This is a genomic window from uncultured Agrobacterium sp. (genome assembly GCA_913777615.1).
Classification (GTDB): domain Bacteria; phylum Pseudomonadota; class Alphaproteobacteria; order Rhizobiales; family Rhizobiaceae; genus Agrobacterium.
The window spans coordinates 422,821-438,853 of record CAJYTK010000013.1 but is presented as its reverse complement, the minus strand read 5'-3'; the positions used below and the strand labels follow the sequence as shown (position 1 = coordinate 438,853).

Annotated in this window: 14 protein-coding genes and 1 riboswitch; of the genes, 10 read left to right on the top strand and 4 right to left on the bottom strand. The window is 57.3% G+C overall.

Annotated features, from left to right (window positions below; genetic code table 11):
• Positions 1 to 14 precede the first annotated feature (14 nt).
• From QZ862_RS13665 to QZ862_RS13645, 5 genes are all read left to right on the top strand, one after another.
• Positions 15 to 845, top strand: coding sequence for a TolB family protein (locus tag QZ862_RS13665; RefSeq protein ID WP_296100546.1), 831 nt, complete (start codon positions 15 to 17; stop codon positions 843 to 845).
• A 32-nt stretch (positions 846 to 877) separates the two neighbouring features.
• A riboswitch (cobalamin riboswitch) is annotated at positions 878 to 1,059 on the top strand.
• Positions 1,060 to 1,153: 94 nt separating this feature from the next.
• Positions 1,154 to 1,840, top strand: a complete 687-nt coding sequence (bluB, locus tag QZ862_RS13660; RefSeq protein ID WP_296036752.1) for a 5,6-dimethylbenzimidazole synthase — start codon at positions 1,154 to 1,156, stop codon at positions 1,838 to 1,840.
• A gap of 107 nt (positions 1,841 to 1,947) precedes the next feature.
• Positions 1,948 to 2,583 (top strand): LysE family translocator, encoded by a 636-nt coding sequence (locus QZ862_RS13655; protein WP_296100544.1) that lies wholly within the window; start codon positions 1,948 to 1,950, stop codon positions 2,581 to 2,583.
• Between the two features lie 40 nt (positions 2,584 to 2,623).
• Positions 2,624 to 3,511 carry an EamA family transporter gene (locus QZ862_RS13650; RefSeq protein ID WP_296100542.1) on the top strand — a complete coding sequence of 296 codons (888 nt, stop codon included), beginning with the start codon at positions 2,624 to 2,626 and terminating at the stop codon, positions 3,509 to 3,511.
• A gap of 137 nt (positions 3,512 to 3,648) precedes the next feature.
• Positions 3,649 to 5,166 (top strand): ATP-binding protein, encoded by a 1,518-nt coding sequence (locus QZ862_RS13645; protein WP_296100540.1) that lies wholly within the window; start codon positions 3,649 to 3,651, stop codon positions 5,164 to 5,166.
• Between the two features lie 117 nt (positions 5,167 to 5,283).
• Here the strand turns inward: QZ862_RS13645 and QZ862_RS13640 are convergent, their stop codons facing one another.
• On the bottom strand, positions 5,284 to 6,273 hold the full coding sequence (locus QZ862_RS13640; protein WP_296019097.1) for a TerC family protein: 990 nt from the start codon (positions 6,271 to 6,273) through the stop codon (positions 5,284 to 5,286).
• A 437-nt stretch (positions 6,274 to 6,710) separates the two neighbouring features.
• Between QZ862_RS13640 and rpsD the strand changes: the two genes are divergently transcribed.
• Positions 6,711 to 7,328 (top strand): 30S ribosomal protein S4, encoded by a 618-nt coding sequence (gene rpsD, locus QZ862_RS13635; protein ID WP_296019094.1) that lies wholly within the window; start codon positions 6,711 to 6,713, stop codon positions 7,326 to 7,328.
• A 201-nt stretch (positions 7,329 to 7,529) separates the two neighbouring features.
• Here rpsD and gph read toward each other — a convergent pair whose 3' ends face one another.
• Positions 7,530 to 8,219, bottom strand: coding sequence for a phosphoglycolate phosphatase (gene gph / locus QZ862_RS13630; RefSeq protein WP_296100538.1), 690 nt, complete (start codon positions 8,217 to 8,219; stop codon positions 7,530 to 7,532).
• Between the two features lie 338 nt (positions 8,220 to 8,557).
• On the opposite strand from gph, the gene rpiA reads away from it, so the two are divergent.
• The 3 genes from rpiA to gor all read left to right on the top strand — a co-directional run bounded on the left by rpiA (position 8,558) and on the right by gor (position 11,476).
• On the top strand, positions 8,558 to 9,256 hold the full coding sequence (rpiA, locus tag QZ862_RS13625; RefSeq protein WP_296019089.1) for a ribose-5-phosphate isomerase RpiA: 699 nt from the start codon (positions 8,558 to 8,560) through the stop codon (positions 9,254 to 9,256).
• A gap of 17 nt (positions 9,257 to 9,273) precedes the next feature.
• Entirely contained in the window at positions 9,274 to 9,873 is a 600-nt protein-coding gene (locus tag QZ862_RS13620) for a DUF2059 domain-containing protein (protein ID WP_296019087.1), read from the top strand.
• Positions 9,874 to 10,087: 214 nt separating this feature from the next.
• Entirely contained in the window at positions 10,088 to 11,476 is a 1,389-nt protein-coding gene (gene gor / locus QZ862_RS13615) for a glutathione-disulfide reductase (protein WP_296019085.1), read from the top strand.
• Here gor and QZ862_RS13610 read toward each other — a convergent pair.
• Entirely contained in the window at positions 11,454 to 12,362 is a 909-nt protein-coding gene (locus QZ862_RS13610) for a LysR family transcriptional regulator (RefSeq protein WP_296100537.1), read from the bottom strand. The two genes, gor and QZ862_RS13610, sit on opposite strands and share 23 nt — an antisense overlap.
• A 499-nt stretch (positions 12,363 to 12,861) precedes the next feature.
• Between QZ862_RS13610 and QZ862_RS13605 the strand changes: the two genes are divergently transcribed.
• Positions 12,862 to 14,238, top strand: coding sequence for a class II 3-deoxy-7-phosphoheptulonate synthase (locus tag QZ862_RS13605; RefSeq protein WP_296018422.1), 1,377 nt, complete (start codon positions 12,862 to 12,864; stop codon positions 14,236 to 14,238).
• A gap of 63 nt (positions 14,239 to 14,301) precedes the next feature.
• On the opposite strand, the gene QZ862_RS13600 is transcribed toward QZ862_RS13605, so the two are convergent.
• Positions 14,302 to 16,032 carry a TadG family pilus assembly protein gene (locus tag QZ862_RS13600; RefSeq protein WP_296100534.1) on the bottom strand — a complete coding sequence of 577 codons (1,731 nt, stop codon included), beginning with the start codon at positions 16,030 to 16,032 and terminating at the stop codon, positions 14,302 to 14,304.
• Between the last annotated feature and the right edge of the window lies 1 nt (position 16,033).

The window sequence follows — 16,033 nt, the reverse complement described above, 5'->3', positions numbered from 1 at the left end:
TGAGGGGAGTAACGATGCGCAGTTCAGTCGAGATATTCAATATTCATACTCGGGCAAATCGGGTGGTCTGGCAGACGGACAAACTGTTCGAAGCACCCAACTGGTCCCCAGACGGTCGCTATCTCCTGTTGAACAGTGAGGGCCTGCTTTATCGCTTGTCTCTGGGTGGAGATGTCGCGGTAGAGAAGGTCGACACCGGCTTTGCCGTACAGTGCAACAACGATCATGGCATTTCGCCGGATGGGTCGCTTTACGCGATTTCGGACAAGGTCGAGTTCGGGAAGAGCGCGATCTATCTTCTTCCGTCATCAGGTGGCGCGCCGACATTGATGACGCCGAACCTGCCCTCCTACTGGCATGGCTGGGCGCCGGATGGCAAAAGCTTTGCTTACTGCGGGATCAGAGATCAGATTTTCGATATTTATTCCATGGACATAGAAACCCGCAACGAGACGCGCCTGACCCATGGAGAGGGGCGAAACGACGGGCCGGATTATTCGCCGGACGGTCATTGGATATACTTCAACTCCAGCCGCACGGGACAAATGCAGATCTGGCGCGTAAGAGCAGATGGATCAGCCGTCGAGCGGATCACGAACAGCCCATATGGCGACTGGTTCCCCCATCCGTCTCCAAAGGGAGACAAGGTCGTCTTCATTTCCTATGACGGCGACGTCTTCGACCATCCGCGTGATCTCGATGTTCGCGTGCGACTGATGGATCCCGATGGTGGCAATGTCGAAACGCTCTTTGATCTTTTTGGCGGGCAGGGGACGATGAACTCTCCCAACTGGTCACCAGCTGGTGATGAGTTTGCCTATGTGCGATATTTCCCAGCCGAATAAATCTGCGGCGCTTGCCTTGGCGCCAACAATTGGACATACGGTTTTCGTCAGGTGCCTGCTTGAGCGGGAGAATCGGGAATGCGGTGCAAGACCGCAACGTGCCCAACGCTGTGAGGCGGATGACCGTCGCCATATGTCACTGAGCAATCTCGGGAAGGCGGCAACGGTCAGAAGAAGCCAAGTCAGAAGACCGGCCTGACACGATTGACCAGTCCGCGCGGACAGCGGCAGGTTGTGAGGAAGGAGGTCTGTGACGCAGTGCAATCTGCGTGCTCACGCGGTCCTTCCTGCATTGTTGGGGATTGACGATGCGACCTGATGACACCCGGCGCGGCCTGAGGCCAGCTTTTGAATTTGCCGAAGACGACAAGGCTGCGGTCTACCGCGCTATCGAGACTCGCCGCGATGTCCGCAATGAGTTTTTATCCGATCCGCTACCGGATGAACTGATCGGAAAGCTGCTTGCTGCAGCCCACGCCGCGCCTTCGGTCGGCTTCATGCAGCCGTGGAATTTTACCCTCGTCACGAATGGTGAGATCAGACAGGCCGTGTGGCAGGCCTTCAGCCGTGCCAATGAGGAAGCGGCACAGATGTTTGTAGATGAAAAACAGTCGCTTTATCGCAGTCTGAAGCTGGAAGGAATCAGGAAGGCGCCGCTCTCCATCTGCGTCACCTGCGATCCAACAAGAGGTGGCGATGTGGTGCTGGGGCGCACCCACAATCCTCATATGGATGTTTATTCCACGGTCTGCGCAGTCCAGAACCTCTGGCTGGCAGCACGTGCCGAGGGCGTCGGCGTTGGCTGGGTCAGCATCTTTCATGACGATGATATCCGAGAGATACTGGATATCCCGCATCACATTCAAATCGTGGCGTGGCTTTGCCTGGGATATGTTTCTGAACTCTACGCGGAGCCAGAGCTTGCGGTGAAGGGATGGCGCCAACGCCTGCCGTTAGACCAATTGGTATTCAAGAACCGGTGGGGCGAAAAATAGGTAGCAACTCTGCCGCGTAAGCTGCTTCTCAATAGTTGAAAAAAGGTACTTGCCTGTCCTGCTGGCCGATGGCTTACTTTCTCTTTGTTTCGAGAGGGGATTTACCGATGCCGATTGAAAACTGGCTGGCCTTCGTGGCCGCATCCGCCGTCATGCTCGCCATTCCAGGGCCCACGATCCTCCTAGTCATTTCCTATGCGCTCGGACACGGCCGAAAGGCAAGCAGCGCCACGGTTGCTGGCGTAGCCCTTGGCGACTTCACCGCCATGACGGCCTCAATGCTGGGCCTCGGTGCGCTGCTGGCAACGTCTGCCGCGCTCTTCACGATCTTGAAGTGGGTGGGTGCTGCCTATCTGATCTATCTCGGTATCAAACTCTGGCGCGCGCCCGTTGGAGCTTCGGCTGACGGGGAGGGAAATGTGACAGGGCGCGAGCGTCCGATAAAAATATTTCTCCATACCTATATCGTGACGGCGCTGAACCCGAAGAGCATCATCTTCTTTGTCGCCTTCCTGCCGCAGTTCCTCGTGCCAAACCTGCCGTTCTGGCCGCAGGTGCTTATTTTCGAAGTTACTTTTCTTGTGCTTGCGACTTGCAACGCGGCTCTTTATGGGTTGCTGGCGAGTGCAGCGCGCAACACCATTCGCAAGCCCTCCGTCCAGCGTGTCGTCAATCGCACCGGCGGCGGACTTTTGATCGGTGCCGGACTGCTCGCGGCAGGCTGGAAGAAAGCTGCTGCATAAAAGCGTCGCCAGTCTGCGCGGCGCGAGTTTGGATTGAACAATGTCAGCGCCGCACATCCTTCTTGCTCTGGTCACGGTCTTCCTCTGGGGCTTCAACTTCGTGGTCATAAAAATCGGCGTCATGGATATGCCGCCCCTTTTCCTGACCGCTCTGCGTTACCTTTTCGCTGCCGTCCCGTTGATCTTCTTCCTGCCGCGCCCGAAAGTGCCGTGGAAGCACATGGTCGTTTACGGCATGGTCATGGGTTGCGCGCAGTTCGGACTGCTTTATACGGCCATCAAGTGGGGGCTGCCTGCCGGGCTTGCTTCACTCGTTATGCAGTCGCAGGCGTTCTTCACCATGGCGCTCGCCGTCACGTTGCTGGGTGAAATCCCGCTGAAGTCCCATATTGCTGGCGCAGCTGTCGCTTTTTCAGGCCTTGCGGTGATCGCTCTGGAACGTCTGGAGCTAACGGCCCTCGTTCCCCTGCTAATGTGTGTCGGCGCGGCCTTCAGCTGGGCGATCGGCAATATCGTCAATCGCAAGGTTGGTCGGGTGAACGCCATCTCCTTCGTGGCATGGACGAGCCTTGCGCCCGTGCTGCCATTGATTGCGCTTTCGTTGATGCTCGAAGGCCCGCAAGCGATCCGCGACGGTCTGGCCAACGCCAACATGATGACGGTAGGCGTCGTTGCCTACATGGCCTATGGTGCAACGATCATTGGCGCAGGGATCTGGAGCTTTTTGTTGCTGCGCTATCCGGCGGGAACCGTGGCTCCGTTTTCACTGCTGGTGCCGATCGTCGGATTTATGGGTGCATACTTCGCCTTCTCCGAACACATCACGGTTCTGGAAATCGTTGGTAGCGCTCTCGTTGTCGCAGGTTTGGCGCTGAACGTTTTTGGCCGCCGCCTCTCCTTCGGTCGCACGCGCTCTGGTACCGCGTGATGAACAGCAATGAGTTTCTCAATTCCCTGTGCATTGTTGCGATGCGTCCGGGCTTTTGAGTAAAACTTTGGTAAAGAGAGTGTTCGCCGTTCAATGAATCGGCACCTTCGTTCATAGCAGTGCAGGGAAGTGTACAAGTGCAGGTCGGTATCGACATGGGAACGCTTTCGGGCGGGCAGAGTGCCAAGCTCGATATCGAGGAATTGCTTGCCACGCGTTTACTGGTGCAGGGCAATTCCGGTTCCGGAAAGTCGCATCTTCTGCGTCGCCTGCTGGAGCAATCCGCACCCTGGGTGCAGCAGGTGATCATCGATCCCGAGGGCGATTTCGTCACTTTGTCCGACAAGTTTGGTCATGTCGTGGTGGATGGTGAGCGTACTGAAGCGGAGCTTGCAGGCATTGCTAATCGCATTCGTCAGCATCGCGTGTCATGTGTCCTGACGCTTGAGGGACTGGACATCGAACAACAGATGCGTGCTGCCGCCGCTTTCCTCAATGGCATGTTCGACGCCGATCGTGAATATTGGTATCCGGTGCTGGTGGTGGTCGACGAAGCACAGATGTTTGCGCCCTCCGTCGGCGGCGAGGTGACGGAAGACGCGCGCAAAGCCTCATTGGGCGCGATGACAAACCTGATGTGCCGCGGGCGCAAACGCGGCCTCGCGGGCGTGATCGCCACACAGAGATTGGCCAAGCTCGCCAAGAATGTCGCGGCTGAAGCCTCCAACTTCCTGATGGGCCGTACCTTCCTCGATATCGATATGGCGCGCGCCGCAGATCTCCTCGGCATGGACCGTCGCCAAGCGGAAATGTTTCGCGATCTTCAGCGCGGCAATTTCGTGGCCCTCGGCCCGGCCCTGTCGAGACGCCCGCTGCCGATCGTCATCGGTCCGGTGGAAACATCGGCACGTTCGTCATCGCCAAAGCTCATGCCGCTGCCGGATGCGCCCCAGGATGTGGAAGACTTGATCTTCACGCCGGACCCGGAAGAGTTCAATCGTCCTGTCGTCCGTCGCACACCGCCGGCTCCTCGCCCTACAACCGATATTCTCGCGGAGCTCTCACGCTCGACGCCTGCCGCCATCGCGCCTGCTTCCGAGCAACCTTCGCGTTCGAGCCAGCCGGAACTGACACCGGAGGAGCGCGAGGAAAAGATCACCGCCGTTTTGACAGAAATTCTCGACGATCCGCAATCGGCCTATCGCACCGATGCAGTCCTCTATCAGGACTTCCTCGTTCGCGCTCGGATGCGCCGCATACCTGGCACGCCAATGGCGCTTTCGGAGTTTCGCCGCCAGATCGCCATCACCCGCTCGGGCGTGGATGTGGAGCTGGCTGCAAGTGAGAATTGGCAAAAGGCGTTGGAGCTTTCGAGAAGCGTGTCGGACGACCTGCAAGGCGTCTTTCTGCTTCTGGTCAAGGCCGCGCTTGCGCAAGAGCCGTGTCCCTCGGATGCAAGAATCGCACGCGCCTACGGCACACATTCGGCACGCCGCGCAAGACGGCTGCTCGGTTACTTCGAGGAGAAGGAACTGGTGGTGGTTCATGCCGACTTCACCGGCAAGCGCATAGTCGCCTTTCCGGACCTAGACGCCAAGACGGCGCCGGGCGATGCGGATGCACCGGATGGAGATATGAGTCTGGCAGCGGAGTGACGCCGCGAACTGGTTTGCGCACCGAGGAATCAGATTTTCGCAGAGACATGTCTGGATTGAAACAAGCGCCGTACGTCCGGGAGGACGCACGGCGCTCTGCCGTCAAAAGCGAAGCCCTTACCGTTCTTCGATAACCTTCTTGTCGTCCTTCGTCGCAAGCAGAGAACCGACAATACCCGTAAGAAGGATAGCCACGGTCACGCCCAGAGATACGGCAGGCGGGATCTTTGCAATACCCAGCATGTCTGCCACGAAGATCTTGGAACCGACGAAGACCAGCACCGCAGCCAAAGCGTACTTCAGATAAGCGAAGCGGTGGATCAGGGCAGCGAGCGCAAAGTAGAGTGCGCGCAGTCCAAGGATCGCGAAGATGTTCGACGTGTAGACAATGAAAGGGTCGGTGGTGATCGCGAAGATCGCCGGGATCGAGTCGACCGCGAAGATCAGGTCGGCAATTTCTACCATCACAAGCGCGAGGAACAGCGGCGTCACGAACGTCTTGAGCTTGCCGGTCTTTGCGTCAGGCTGCTTGACGAAGAAACGCTCCTCGTGAAGCCTGTCGGTAACCGGCAGTCGTGCGCGCAAGAAGTTCAGGATCGGATTTTTGCCGATATCCTGTTCGTCGTGGCCGCTGGAAAACAGCATCTTGATGCCGGTAAACACCAGGAAGGCCGCGAAGAGATAGAGAACCCAGTGGAAGTTTTCGACAATTGCAGCGCCAGCGGCAATCATGATGCCGCGAAGGACGATGACGCCGAGAATGCCCCAGAGCAGGACGCGGTGCTGGTATTGGCGCGGGATTGAGAAGTAGGAGAAAATCATGGCGATGATGAAGATGTTGTCCATCGCCAGGCTTTTTTCCACAACGAAGCCCGTCACATATTCCATGGCCGGCTGCTGGCCGGACTGGAACCAGATCCATCCACCGAAGGCCAGGCCGATTGCAATGTAGAAGCCCGACATCAAAAGGCTTTCCTTGATGCCGATTTCCTTGGAGTTCTTATGCAGAACACCAAGATCCAGCGCCAAAAGGCCTAGAACGAGGGTGATGAAAATGCCCCACATCCATGTGGGGGTACCGAGAAAATCCGTAAACAGAAAGTCCATCAGTCAACCTTTGTCCGGACGAGGTTGGCTCAATGGTCGGGAAACGTGATGGAAAAAAAGACGCGCCCCAACCTTGGAGACTCGACATCGCGTATTGTCCGGTAATACGCCAGAGGGGCCCGAGTCCTGATCACCCGAATGAAATGGGAGGATCGGCTACGGTTTCAAGGGGCGTCTTCATTTTTTGTCGTTGACATTTTTATGAAGCGACCCTAGAAGCCCCATCAACGCCGGGCAGAAATGTCCGGTGTGTTTCGTTGACTGCCTTGCAGTAAGTCACTGACGTTCGGCGGTCAATATCACCGACATGTCCCGTGGTTTCTCCATCTCGCATGTGAGAAGCCTGTCAGAGGTTCCTAATCGGGTCTCAGAGGAGGGCGTGTTTCCTTCACCCGGTTTGGCAACAGACCGGTGCAAACTGTTGAAAAGGAAATGCGATGAGCAAGCGCGAATCGTCCAAGTACAAAATTGACCGCCGTATGGGCGAAAACATCTGGGGCCGTCCGAAGTCCCCGGTCAACCGTCGCGAATACGGCCCAGGCCAGCACGGCCAGCGCCGTAAGGGCAAGATGTCTGACTTCGGTACGCAGCTGCGCGCCAAGCAGAAGCTGAAGGGTTACTACGGCGAACTGCGCGAAAAGCAGTTCCGTGCGACCTACGACGAAGCTAACCGCCGCAAGGGCGACACCTCCGAGAACCTGATCGGCCTGCTCGAGTCGCGTCTGGACGCCATCGTCTACCGCGCCAAGTTCGTACCGACCGTTTTCGCGGCTCGCCAGTTCGTAAACCATGGCCACGTCACGGTTAACGGCGTTCGCGTCAACATCGGTTCGTACCGTTGCAAGGTCGGCGACGTTATCGAAGTTCGCCAGAAGTCCAAGCAGCTCGCAATCGTTCTCGAAGCTGTTCAGCTCGCAGAACGCGACGTTCCGGACTACATCGAAGTCGATCATAACAAGATGACCGCGACCTTCGCTCGCGTACCGGCTCTTGCTGACGTGCCTTACGCCGTCATCATGGAACCGCATCTGGTCGTCGAATTCTACTCGCGTTAATTCGCGTTCAAGTTTTGCAAAAAAAAGCCGGTCCCTGTGGCCGGCTTTTTTGCGTGTGATACAAAAAATCCCCGGCAGAAGGCCGGGGATGGTGGCATTTTACGTGTGCCTCGATCTTTCAGATTCGCTTAGAGACTGTTTCATCGCCTGTCTTGGATGCAAAACTGTTGCACTTTGCGCGACATGCTCCAGGCGATTACGTCACGCCGCATTTGCCCGCGATTTCAGAAGCCTCTCCACAAGCCCTGCATCCAGCGCATCGAAGCTGTCTATCGTCACATCCGGCCCAAGCTCTGCCATGGGAACGTCGGTGTAGCCGAAGGTCACGCCGATAGCGGGAATCTTGGCGTTCTTGGCCGCCAGAATGTCGTTGACACTGTCACCCACCATTACGCTGCGAGCCGGATCGCAGCCAGCCTTCTCGATCGTACCAAGAATATGGCGGGCATCCGGTTTGCGCCATTCAAACGTATCGCCGCAGGTAATGGTGGAAAAGCGATCCTTCAGTCCCAGTTTTTCCAGCAGCGGGATGGCTAGAACGGATGTCTTGTTGGTGCAGACGGCGAGGCTGAAACCTTCCGCGGCGAGGCGAGCCAGTGCGTCTGGAACGCCGGGATAAGGCTTGCTTTGTCCCGGCATCTCCTCTCTGTAATGGGCGATGAAGCGCTCGTGCAGCGGCTCGACGTCCTCCTCCGGCAACTCTTTGTTCCTGAGCGCGAAGGCGCGTTGGACCATCACACGAACACCCTGGCCAACCAGATGGGTCAGATCGTTGAAGGTGACGGGTGCAAGGCCCGCAGCAGCAATGGTGTGGTTCAGGCTGTCGATCAGGTCCGGAGCCGTATCGACGAGCGTGCCGTCGAGATCGAATATAACAAGGGGTGAAGTCAAAGAGGAAACCTCGTCTGTGGGGCAAATATCGCGCGAACCTAGCGCATCGGGGCGGAAATCGAAATCCAATTCGACAGGATTGAGGACTTGTGCGCAAAAGCTTTAGGTTTCGCCCTCGATTGCCTGCCCGCTCACACCATCTCATTTCGAACGAAACCACTGAATGGTTCATTTTGAAGCAGCAGAAGGGGCTTTCGTTTGAGTTTCGAGCCGTGTAAACACACGCAGTCGCAGCGGTCCGGCACCTTGCTAACGGGCCCGCCGCTGCACAAAACCATACGGGCACAAGCGCGATCAACAGGCGCATGGCCCATGATATAAAGCGGAGTTGCAGGCGCATGGATGCCCGCCAAATGAAGATCAAGGCCGCAGAGGCAGCATTGACCTATGTCGAGGACGGAATGCGTCTGGGCATTGGTACGGGCTCTACCGCGGAAGAATTCGTTCGCCTGCTTGCCGAGAAGGTGGCGAACGGTCTTAAGGTTCAAGGTGTTCCCACCTCGGAGCGCACCGCGCGCCTGTGCGTCGAACTTGGCGTTCCACTGAAGTCCCTGGATGAACTGCCAGAGCTCGATCTCACGATCGATGGCGCCGACGAAGTCGATCATGCGCTTCGGTTGGTCAAGGGCGGCGGCGGAGCTCTGTTGCGAGAAAAGATTGTCGCGGCGGCGTCGGCACGCATGATCGTGATTGCGGATCAGACGAAGGTCGTGGAAACGCTCGGCGCATTTCCGCTGCCCATCGAGGTGAATGCTTTCGGTATGGCTGCAACCCGCATCGCTATCGAAAAACTGGCGGCCAGAGTGGGGCTTTCCGGTGAGCTGAAACTACGTTCTTCCGAAGACGGACCGTTCAAGACCGATGGCGGTCATCTTATTTTCGACGCATCATTTGGCCGTATTCCTGATGCAGAAGCGCTGGCACGTCAGCTGCATGCGATTCCAGGCGTCGTCGAGCACGGACTTTTCATTAATTTGGCATCGCTTGCCATCATCGCAGGACCGGACGGCGCCCGCGTGATGCATGCGACAGTATAACAGGAGCGAGAGAGTTGATGGGTAAACTAGCGGGACTGGGCAAAGCTGCCGCTGCTTCGATCCTTATTTCTGGGCTTGTGTTCGGCACTGCCGTGCGCGCGCAGGAAATTTCTGCAGAGCATATCGCCGCTGCAAAGCAGGCTATCACCGCACTCGGCGTGACGGATCGCTTTGATAACATTCTGCCGGGTCTTGCCGAGCGCCTGAAGTCTGAGCTGATCCAGGCGTCCCCGAATGTCCAGGATCAGATCACCGCAACCGTTGACGCGAAGGCGCTTGAACTGGCTCCTCGTCGTGCCGACCTGGAAAAAGAAGCAGCACTCACCTACGCACGCGCCTTCTCGATCGACGAGTTGAAGGCCATCTCTGCCTTCTATGGTAGCGAAGCCGGTAAGAAGCTTCTGAAGGACGGTCCGATCGCCACGCGTGAACTGATGAAGGCTGCCGACATCTGGGCGGCTGGCATCAACCGTGACCTGAACTCGGCCAGCATGTCCGAACTTCAAAAGGTCGCCGGTGCAGACCTTCAGCCGCTTCCTGCTAACGAAGCCAATGTCGGCGGCGCTCCAGGCGCCACAGCTCCGGCTCCCGCTGCTGCTCCTGCGCCGAAGCCATGATCGGTCGGTGATCATTCAGTATTTTTCAAAGCCCGGAAGAGATTCCGGGCTTTTCTTTTTCCGCGTCTAACACCTATATGATCATCCATATGATGCCTTGGCACTGCGTATCTCTGGATGCGTAATTTCGCTTAACGCACTGATTTTGCTCGACTGCGGCTGGTATGTTCTTCCTCCCGTCGTTGCGCGCTCCGGCTGACGACAGAGGTTTATGATGACATCCTACGACTATGATCTTTTTGTTATCGGCGGCGGATCGGGTGGCGTGCGTAGTGCCCGGGTCGCTGCATCGCTCGGGAAACGGGTCGGCATCGCTGAAGAATATCGGTACGGCGGCACCTGTGTCATCAGAGGCTGCGTTCCGAAGAAGCTTTTTGTGTACGCCTCCCAATATCCGGAGCATTTCGAGGATGCCGCGGGTTTTGGCTGGACTGTCGGAGAGAGCACCTTCGACTGGAAAAAGCTGATTGCTGCCAAGGACAAGGAAATCGAGCGCCTTGAGGGTCTTTACCGCAAGGGTCTGGAAAACGCCAAGGCCGAGATCTTCGATAGCCGTGCAGAGCTTGTCGATGCACACACTATAAAGCTTCTCAGCACCGGACAGACGGTGACGGCAGAGCGCATCGTCATTGCCGTCGGCGGCACGCCAAATGCTCACACATCCTTGCCAGGCCATGAACTGACAATTTCCTCCAACGAAGCGTTTCATCTGGAAGAGCTGCCGAAATCCATCCTGATTGCCGGCGGCGGTTACATCGCCGTTGAATTCGCCAATATCTTCCATGGCCTTGGCGTCGAGACGACGCTGATCTATCGCGGCAAGGAAATTCTGAACGGCTTCGACGGCGACATGCGCAAGGGCCTGCATGAAGCGATGGAAGCCAAGGGCATCCGCATCATCCTCGAAGACGTGATCCAGGACGTGAGCAAGGACGGGGCGGGCGGCTTCGTGGCCCGCACCAAGCAGGGCGCGTCGGTCCATGTTGGTCTCGTCATGCTGGCGCTTGGTCGCGATCCCAACACCAAGGGGCTCGGGCTTGAAAAGGCAGGAGTCGAGATCAATGAGAAGGGCGCGATCATTGTCGATGACTATTCGCGCACCACTGTCCCGCATATCTATGCGCTTGGCGACGTCACCGATCGGGTACAGCTGACGCCCGTCGCCATTCATGAGGCGATGTGCTTCATCGAGACGGAATTCAAGAACAACCCGACAAAGCCCGATCATCATCTGATTGCGACTGCCGTCTTCTCCCAGCCCGAAATCGGCACGGTCGGGCTTTCGGAAGAGCAGGCGGCTTCGAAGTTCGAAGAGGTAGAGGTGTACCGCGCGCAATTCCGCCCGATGAAGGCAACGCTTTCCGGTCGTCAGGAAAAGACGATCATGAAGCTTCTTGTGAACGCTGCCGATCGAAAGGTCGTCGGCGCACATATTCTGGGGCATGAGGCCGGTGAGATGGCGCAGCTTCTCGGCATTACACTGAAGGCCGGTTGCACCAAGGACGACTTCGACGCCACCATGGCCGTGCACCCGACGGCTGCGGAGGAACTGGTGACGATGTATTCGCCAAGCTACCGCATCAAGAACGGGGAAAGAGTATAACCGGGCTCTGCTGTTCGACAGGCTCGGCTTGTATGCCTTCGAATAGTCGCTCGTTGCGCTTCAACAGCGCAGCGAGCCGATCGATGGCAACCCGCATTTCCGCTGTGTGTCGATCATCGTCGTTGACGGTGATCCACAGGTTGTGAGCGAGATCCTCAATGATCTCACCGTCTCGCACCACGCCTGGCAAAGTGTCGCCGATATAGGCGGGCAACACGCCCTTGCCGGCCCCGCTCTGGATCAGGCGCGGCAAGAGCGCTGGCGCATTTGTCCATGTGTGGATCATCTGCTCCCGATTGCGAAAGACCCACTTCTCCGCATCCGACGCCGCGACTTCCGTGCCGATTGAAATCCAGGGGGCGGATGCGGCCGTTGTCAGTCCCTCAGACCGGTAGGCGCAGTAATTGACCGTAACGGATTTGCGCACTGCGAAATTGCCATGCTGTGGGGATGCGTCAAAGACCCCGATCATTCCGCGTCGGTAGGTCAGATCGTCTTCGGGGCCGAAGTGCTTGCAGCAAAGTCGAAAGGCATCGTCCGGTCCGCGAATGGCGCTCGTGTTTTCGGCAATGAAACCCATCAGCCAGATGTTGGAGGAAATCGAAACGATGGGCAGTGAGAAGGCGTCGCCGTGCCACTGGCTGATATCTGCTGCCGTCCGCCTCATATGTTGAACGCGTTCAAACAGGATCACCCCGTCGGGCGCCAGCTTGTAGCCCTGCTGGCTGCGGATAAAGAGCGTGCGTCCCATCGTCCGTTCGAGAAAGAGCATCTTTCGGCCGATCGTCGGCGCGCTGATGCCGGTCAGGCTTGCCGCGCCTGCAAGACCACCCTCGGACGCAACGATATGGAAGAGTTTCAGATCGTCCCAGTTTACATCTGTCATGGAAGGCTCTCCGGCTGATAGGGGCATTTATATCCGGATCCATCTGGCTTTGCATCGTTTGCCGGTGAAACGCGCCTTTCATTCCTGCATCTACGCCCGTCGCAGCCTCTGCCTTACCTCCTGTCGGGAACACAGGAGAAAGATCATGTTGCCGGAAACGATGTTTGCAATGGAGAGGATGACGCGTAATCAAGTCAAGGAGAGGAAGAGTGTCGATGGTCACCGATGGGAGACATGGCCATCGACCGGTCTCGACCATTTCGGCTTGTTTCTTTGGCGCGTAGCGCAGCGGTTGCACAATCGCGATGGGCTGCGAAAACAACGACGTGAAGCACACAGGCTTCAATTCAAGGATTATCTAGAATCGCAGAGGGTTTGCGCAGGTCCAAAAGCGTCGGTAATTGACTAGGCAAGCTCCCTGCAAAGGTTTATAAGCCGCTCAATTTTTAAAGGTGCGCACGCCCGCGCAATTTTTCGGGCGGGGAGACAGGTGAGTAGAATGGCACAGAATTGGACGCCCGGTAGCTGGAGACAAAAGCCCATCCAGCAGGTTCCGCAATATCCTGACGCTGCTGCGCTTGCAGCGACGGAAGCCCAGCTTGCGAGCTATCCTCCGCTGGTTTTTGCCGGTGAGGCGCGCCGTCTGAAGAAGCAACTCGCCAGCGTCGCCGAAGGCGAGGCCTTTCTTCTGCAGGGAGGCGACTGCGCCGAAAGCTTCCTGGAGCATGGCGCCGACAATATTCGCGACTTCTTCCGCGCCTTCCTCCAGATGGCCGTGGTTCTGACCTATGGCGCGCAACTGCCCGTGGTCAAGGTTGGCCGTATCGCCGGTCAGTTCGCCAAGCCGCGTTCGTCCAATATCGAGGCGCAGAATGGCGTCGAGCTGCCGTCCTACCGTGGTGACATCATCAACGGTATCGAGTTCAACGAAGCCTCGCGCATTCCCAACCCGGAGCGCCAGCTGGATGCTTATCGTCAGTCGGCTGCAACGCTGAACCTGCTTCGCGCCTTCGCCATGGGTGGTTACGCCAACCTGGAAAACGTGCATCAGTGGATGCTCGGCTTCGTCAAGGATTCCCCGCAGGCGGATCGTTATCGCAAGCTTGCCGGTCGTATCTCCGAAACCATGGACTTCATGAAGGCGATCGGCATTAGCGCCGAGAACAACCCAAGCCTTCGCGAAACGGATTTCTTCACCAGCCACGAAGCGTTGCTTCTGGGTTATGAAGAGGCCCTGACTCGCGTCGATTCCACCTCCGGCGATTGGTATGCAACCTCCGGCCACATGCTGTGGATCGGCGACCGCACACGCCAGCTTGACCACGCGCATGTGGAATATTTCCGCGGCATCAAGAACCCGATCGGTTTGAAGTGCGGCCCGTCGCTCCAGCCGGACAATTTGATCCAGCTGATCGACGCGCTGAACCCCGCCAACGAAGCAGGTCGCCTGACGTTGATTTGCCGTTTCGGTCACGACAAGGTTGCCGACCACCTGCCAAAGCTAATCCGGGCTGTCGAGAAGGAAGGCCGTAAGGTCATCTGGTCCTGCGATCCGATGCATGGCAACACAATCACGCTCAACCACTACAAGACGCGTCCATTCGAGCGCATTCTGTCGGAAGTGGAAAGCTTCTTCCAGATCCACCGTGCAGAGGGCACGCATCCAGGCGGCATCCATATCGAGATGACCGGTAAGGACGTTACCGAATGCACCGGCGGTGCGCGTGCCGTAACGGCAGACTCACTGTCCGACCGCTATCACACGCATTGCGACCCGCGTCTGAATGCCGACCAGGCGTTGGAACTGGCATTCCTTCTATCCGAGCGCATGAAGAGCGGTCGCGATGAAAAGCGTCTGGCTGTTGCCAACGCGTGAGGGTTCAGCCATTAGACAAGAAAGCCGCCGGAGCGATCCGGCGGCTTTCTTGTCTTTACACCGTCATTGTACCAGCACGGGCTGCATGCAGCGAAGATCGGTCACCCGCACATCCGCTTCACCGATCTTCACGCCCATCACGAGCAATGTGTTATATAACAACTCGTCGATCGGTTTGGTGGCGGCGCTCAACGTATCGGCCAGCGCTGATTGAATGATCGCGGGCGAGCCGATCGTAAGGAAAAGCACGTTGATATCGACATCGAGTTTCTTCAGAAGCGAAGCAACAAGAGAGGTGGTCACGTCTTTGGTGGAAACCTGCTTAATCCTGGCCTGCTGGATGTCGGCTTGATAGAAGGTCAATCTACTCTTCGTCAGATTGCCACTATTAATCTGTGCCATGCCGTTGATCCTGACGACTGCGGAATCGAGGATCGAAGCCTTGGTCACGCGTGGAGTTCGTCCGAAATTATTGAAGGCGCTGGTGTCGACATTTCCGAGTGCGATTTCCGCCAGCCCCGGAACGACGTCGATATCGACGGCACCGTCGCCCGGGGTCATGCATCTGATATCCGCAAGCTTTGCTTCGGCATTGGCCACCTCCACATAGAGAGGGAGGTTGATCTGCAGGCCGAGCAATGCTTTCAACCCGGTGACAGAGGTCTCTATGGCCAGACGCGTCTGCGCCGTGCGAACGACGGTTCCCGTTGACCCGACAGCCAGAGGCGGCGCGCTGACGGGAGGTTCACCGATGGCGATGGTCAATTTCGTAGCGGCCAGTCCGGGTACCGACGCGCCCGCATTGATGGCAATCTGCTGATTGCCATTGGCGGCGATCGCCGCGGCTGAGACCAGATCGAACAGCTTTGCGGTGACCTTAAGATTTTCGCTGCTTCCGACCATATTGCCTAGAAACGGACCCAGATTGACGATCTTTTCCAGCGGGAGGCTGATACTGGTTTTGTTGGCAGCGCGCTCCAAACTCTTGATGGTCGCCACGAGCGAGGGCTGCAACCCTCCCGTTCGCCCAAGCGCGTTAAGGAACTGACTGAGAGTGATATCTTTGGTAAGCAGATCACGATACGTGCCCGCCTGTAATCCAAGGTCAATCGCCAGGATGTCAATCGTCTTCAAGAGATTGATGTCGGCACTGACAAGGGCCTGATAATCCATGAGTTTAAGGTTGACTGAAGAACCCAGAAGTCCACTCAGAACTGCGTTCAACAGGCCCTCATTGAGCGAGAGCAGCCGGGAGCCGACGGAAAAAGCTGCGACACGCGACGCCGCCGCCGTGCCCACTGCCGAAATCTTCGGCGCAGTGGTGAAGCTGGATGCGAAATAGATTTGGCCCTTTTCGACGATTTCGACTTTCACTGCGTTCGTAGGGCTGGCGTCCGCGACGAAGCGTTGCCCCACGTCGACAGTGGAATCTGGCACATAGCGGCCTTTGGTGACGGTCGCATAACCATCGACACCGGCCAATTCTCCCTCGATATCAGCTGAAACAAAGCCGGTATCGGTCAGCAGGCCGTTTTCCGTTTTGATACCGATCTTTTTGCCGTTGAGTTTGAAGTACTGCAAAACCGCTTGATCTGGGTTGACCGCGGCGGCCGCCGAGATGGCAGCGAGGTCTGCCGTTTGCTGCAACTCTCTTTTCTGAAGGGTAAGCGCTCCGTAATCGACCCCGAGCGCCAGGATGCCGACAAAGAGGGGCGCCGTCAGCCCTGCCGTGATTGCTATATTGCCGGACTTGTTCTTCCAGATCTGAAAATTTGAAGGCCGCTTGTCGTGCATA

What these genes read in the sequence shown, in the direction of transcription:
- QZ862_RS13665 (WP_296100546.1), top strand. Translation starts at nt 15, where the DNA reads ATGCGCAGTTCAGTCGAGATATTCAATATTCATACTCGGGCAAATCGG.
- bluB (WP_296036752.1), top strand. Translation starts at nt 1,154, where the DNA reads ATGCGACCTGATGACACCCGGCGCGGCCTGAGGCCAGCTTTTGAATTT.
- QZ862_RS13655 (WP_296100544.1), top strand. Translation starts at nt 1,948, where the DNA reads ATGCCGATTGAAAACTGGCTGGCCTTCGTGGCCGCATCCGCCGTCATG.
- QZ862_RS13650 (WP_296100542.1), top strand. Translation starts at nt 2,624, where the DNA reads ATGTCAGCGCCGCACATCCTTCTTGCTCTGGTCACGGTCTTCCTCTGG.
- QZ862_RS13640 (WP_296019097.1), bottom strand. Translation starts at nt 6,273, where the DNA reads ATGGACTTTCTGTTTACGGATTTTCTCGGTACCCCCACATGGATGTGG.
- rpsD (WP_296019094.1), top strand. Translation starts at nt 6,711, where the DNA reads ATGAGCAAGCGCGAATCGTCCAAGTACAAAATTGACCGCCGTATGGGC.
- rpiA (WP_296019089.1), top strand. Translation starts at nt 8,558, where the DNA reads ATGGATGCCCGCCAAATGAAGATCAAGGCCGCAGAGGCAGCATTGACC.
- QZ862_RS13620 (WP_296019087.1), top strand. Translation starts at nt 9,274, where the DNA reads ATGGGTAAACTAGCGGGACTGGGCAAAGCTGCCGCTGCTTCGATCCTT.
- gor (WP_296019085.1), top strand. Translation starts at nt 10,088, where the DNA reads ATGACATCCTACGACTATGATCTTTTTGTTATCGGCGGCGGATCGGGT.
- QZ862_RS13610 (WP_296100537.1), bottom strand. Translation starts at nt 12,362, where the DNA reads ATGACAGATGTAAACTGGGACGATCTGAAACTCTTCCATATCGTTGCG.
- QZ862_RS13605 (WP_296018422.1), top strand. Translation starts at nt 12,862, where the DNA reads ATGGCACAGAATTGGACGCCCGGTAGCTGGAGACAAAAGCCCATCCAG.
- QZ862_RS13600 (WP_296100534.1), bottom strand. Translation starts at nt 16,032, where the DNA reads ATGCACGACAAGCGGCCTTCAAATTTTCAGATCTGGAAGAACAAGTCC.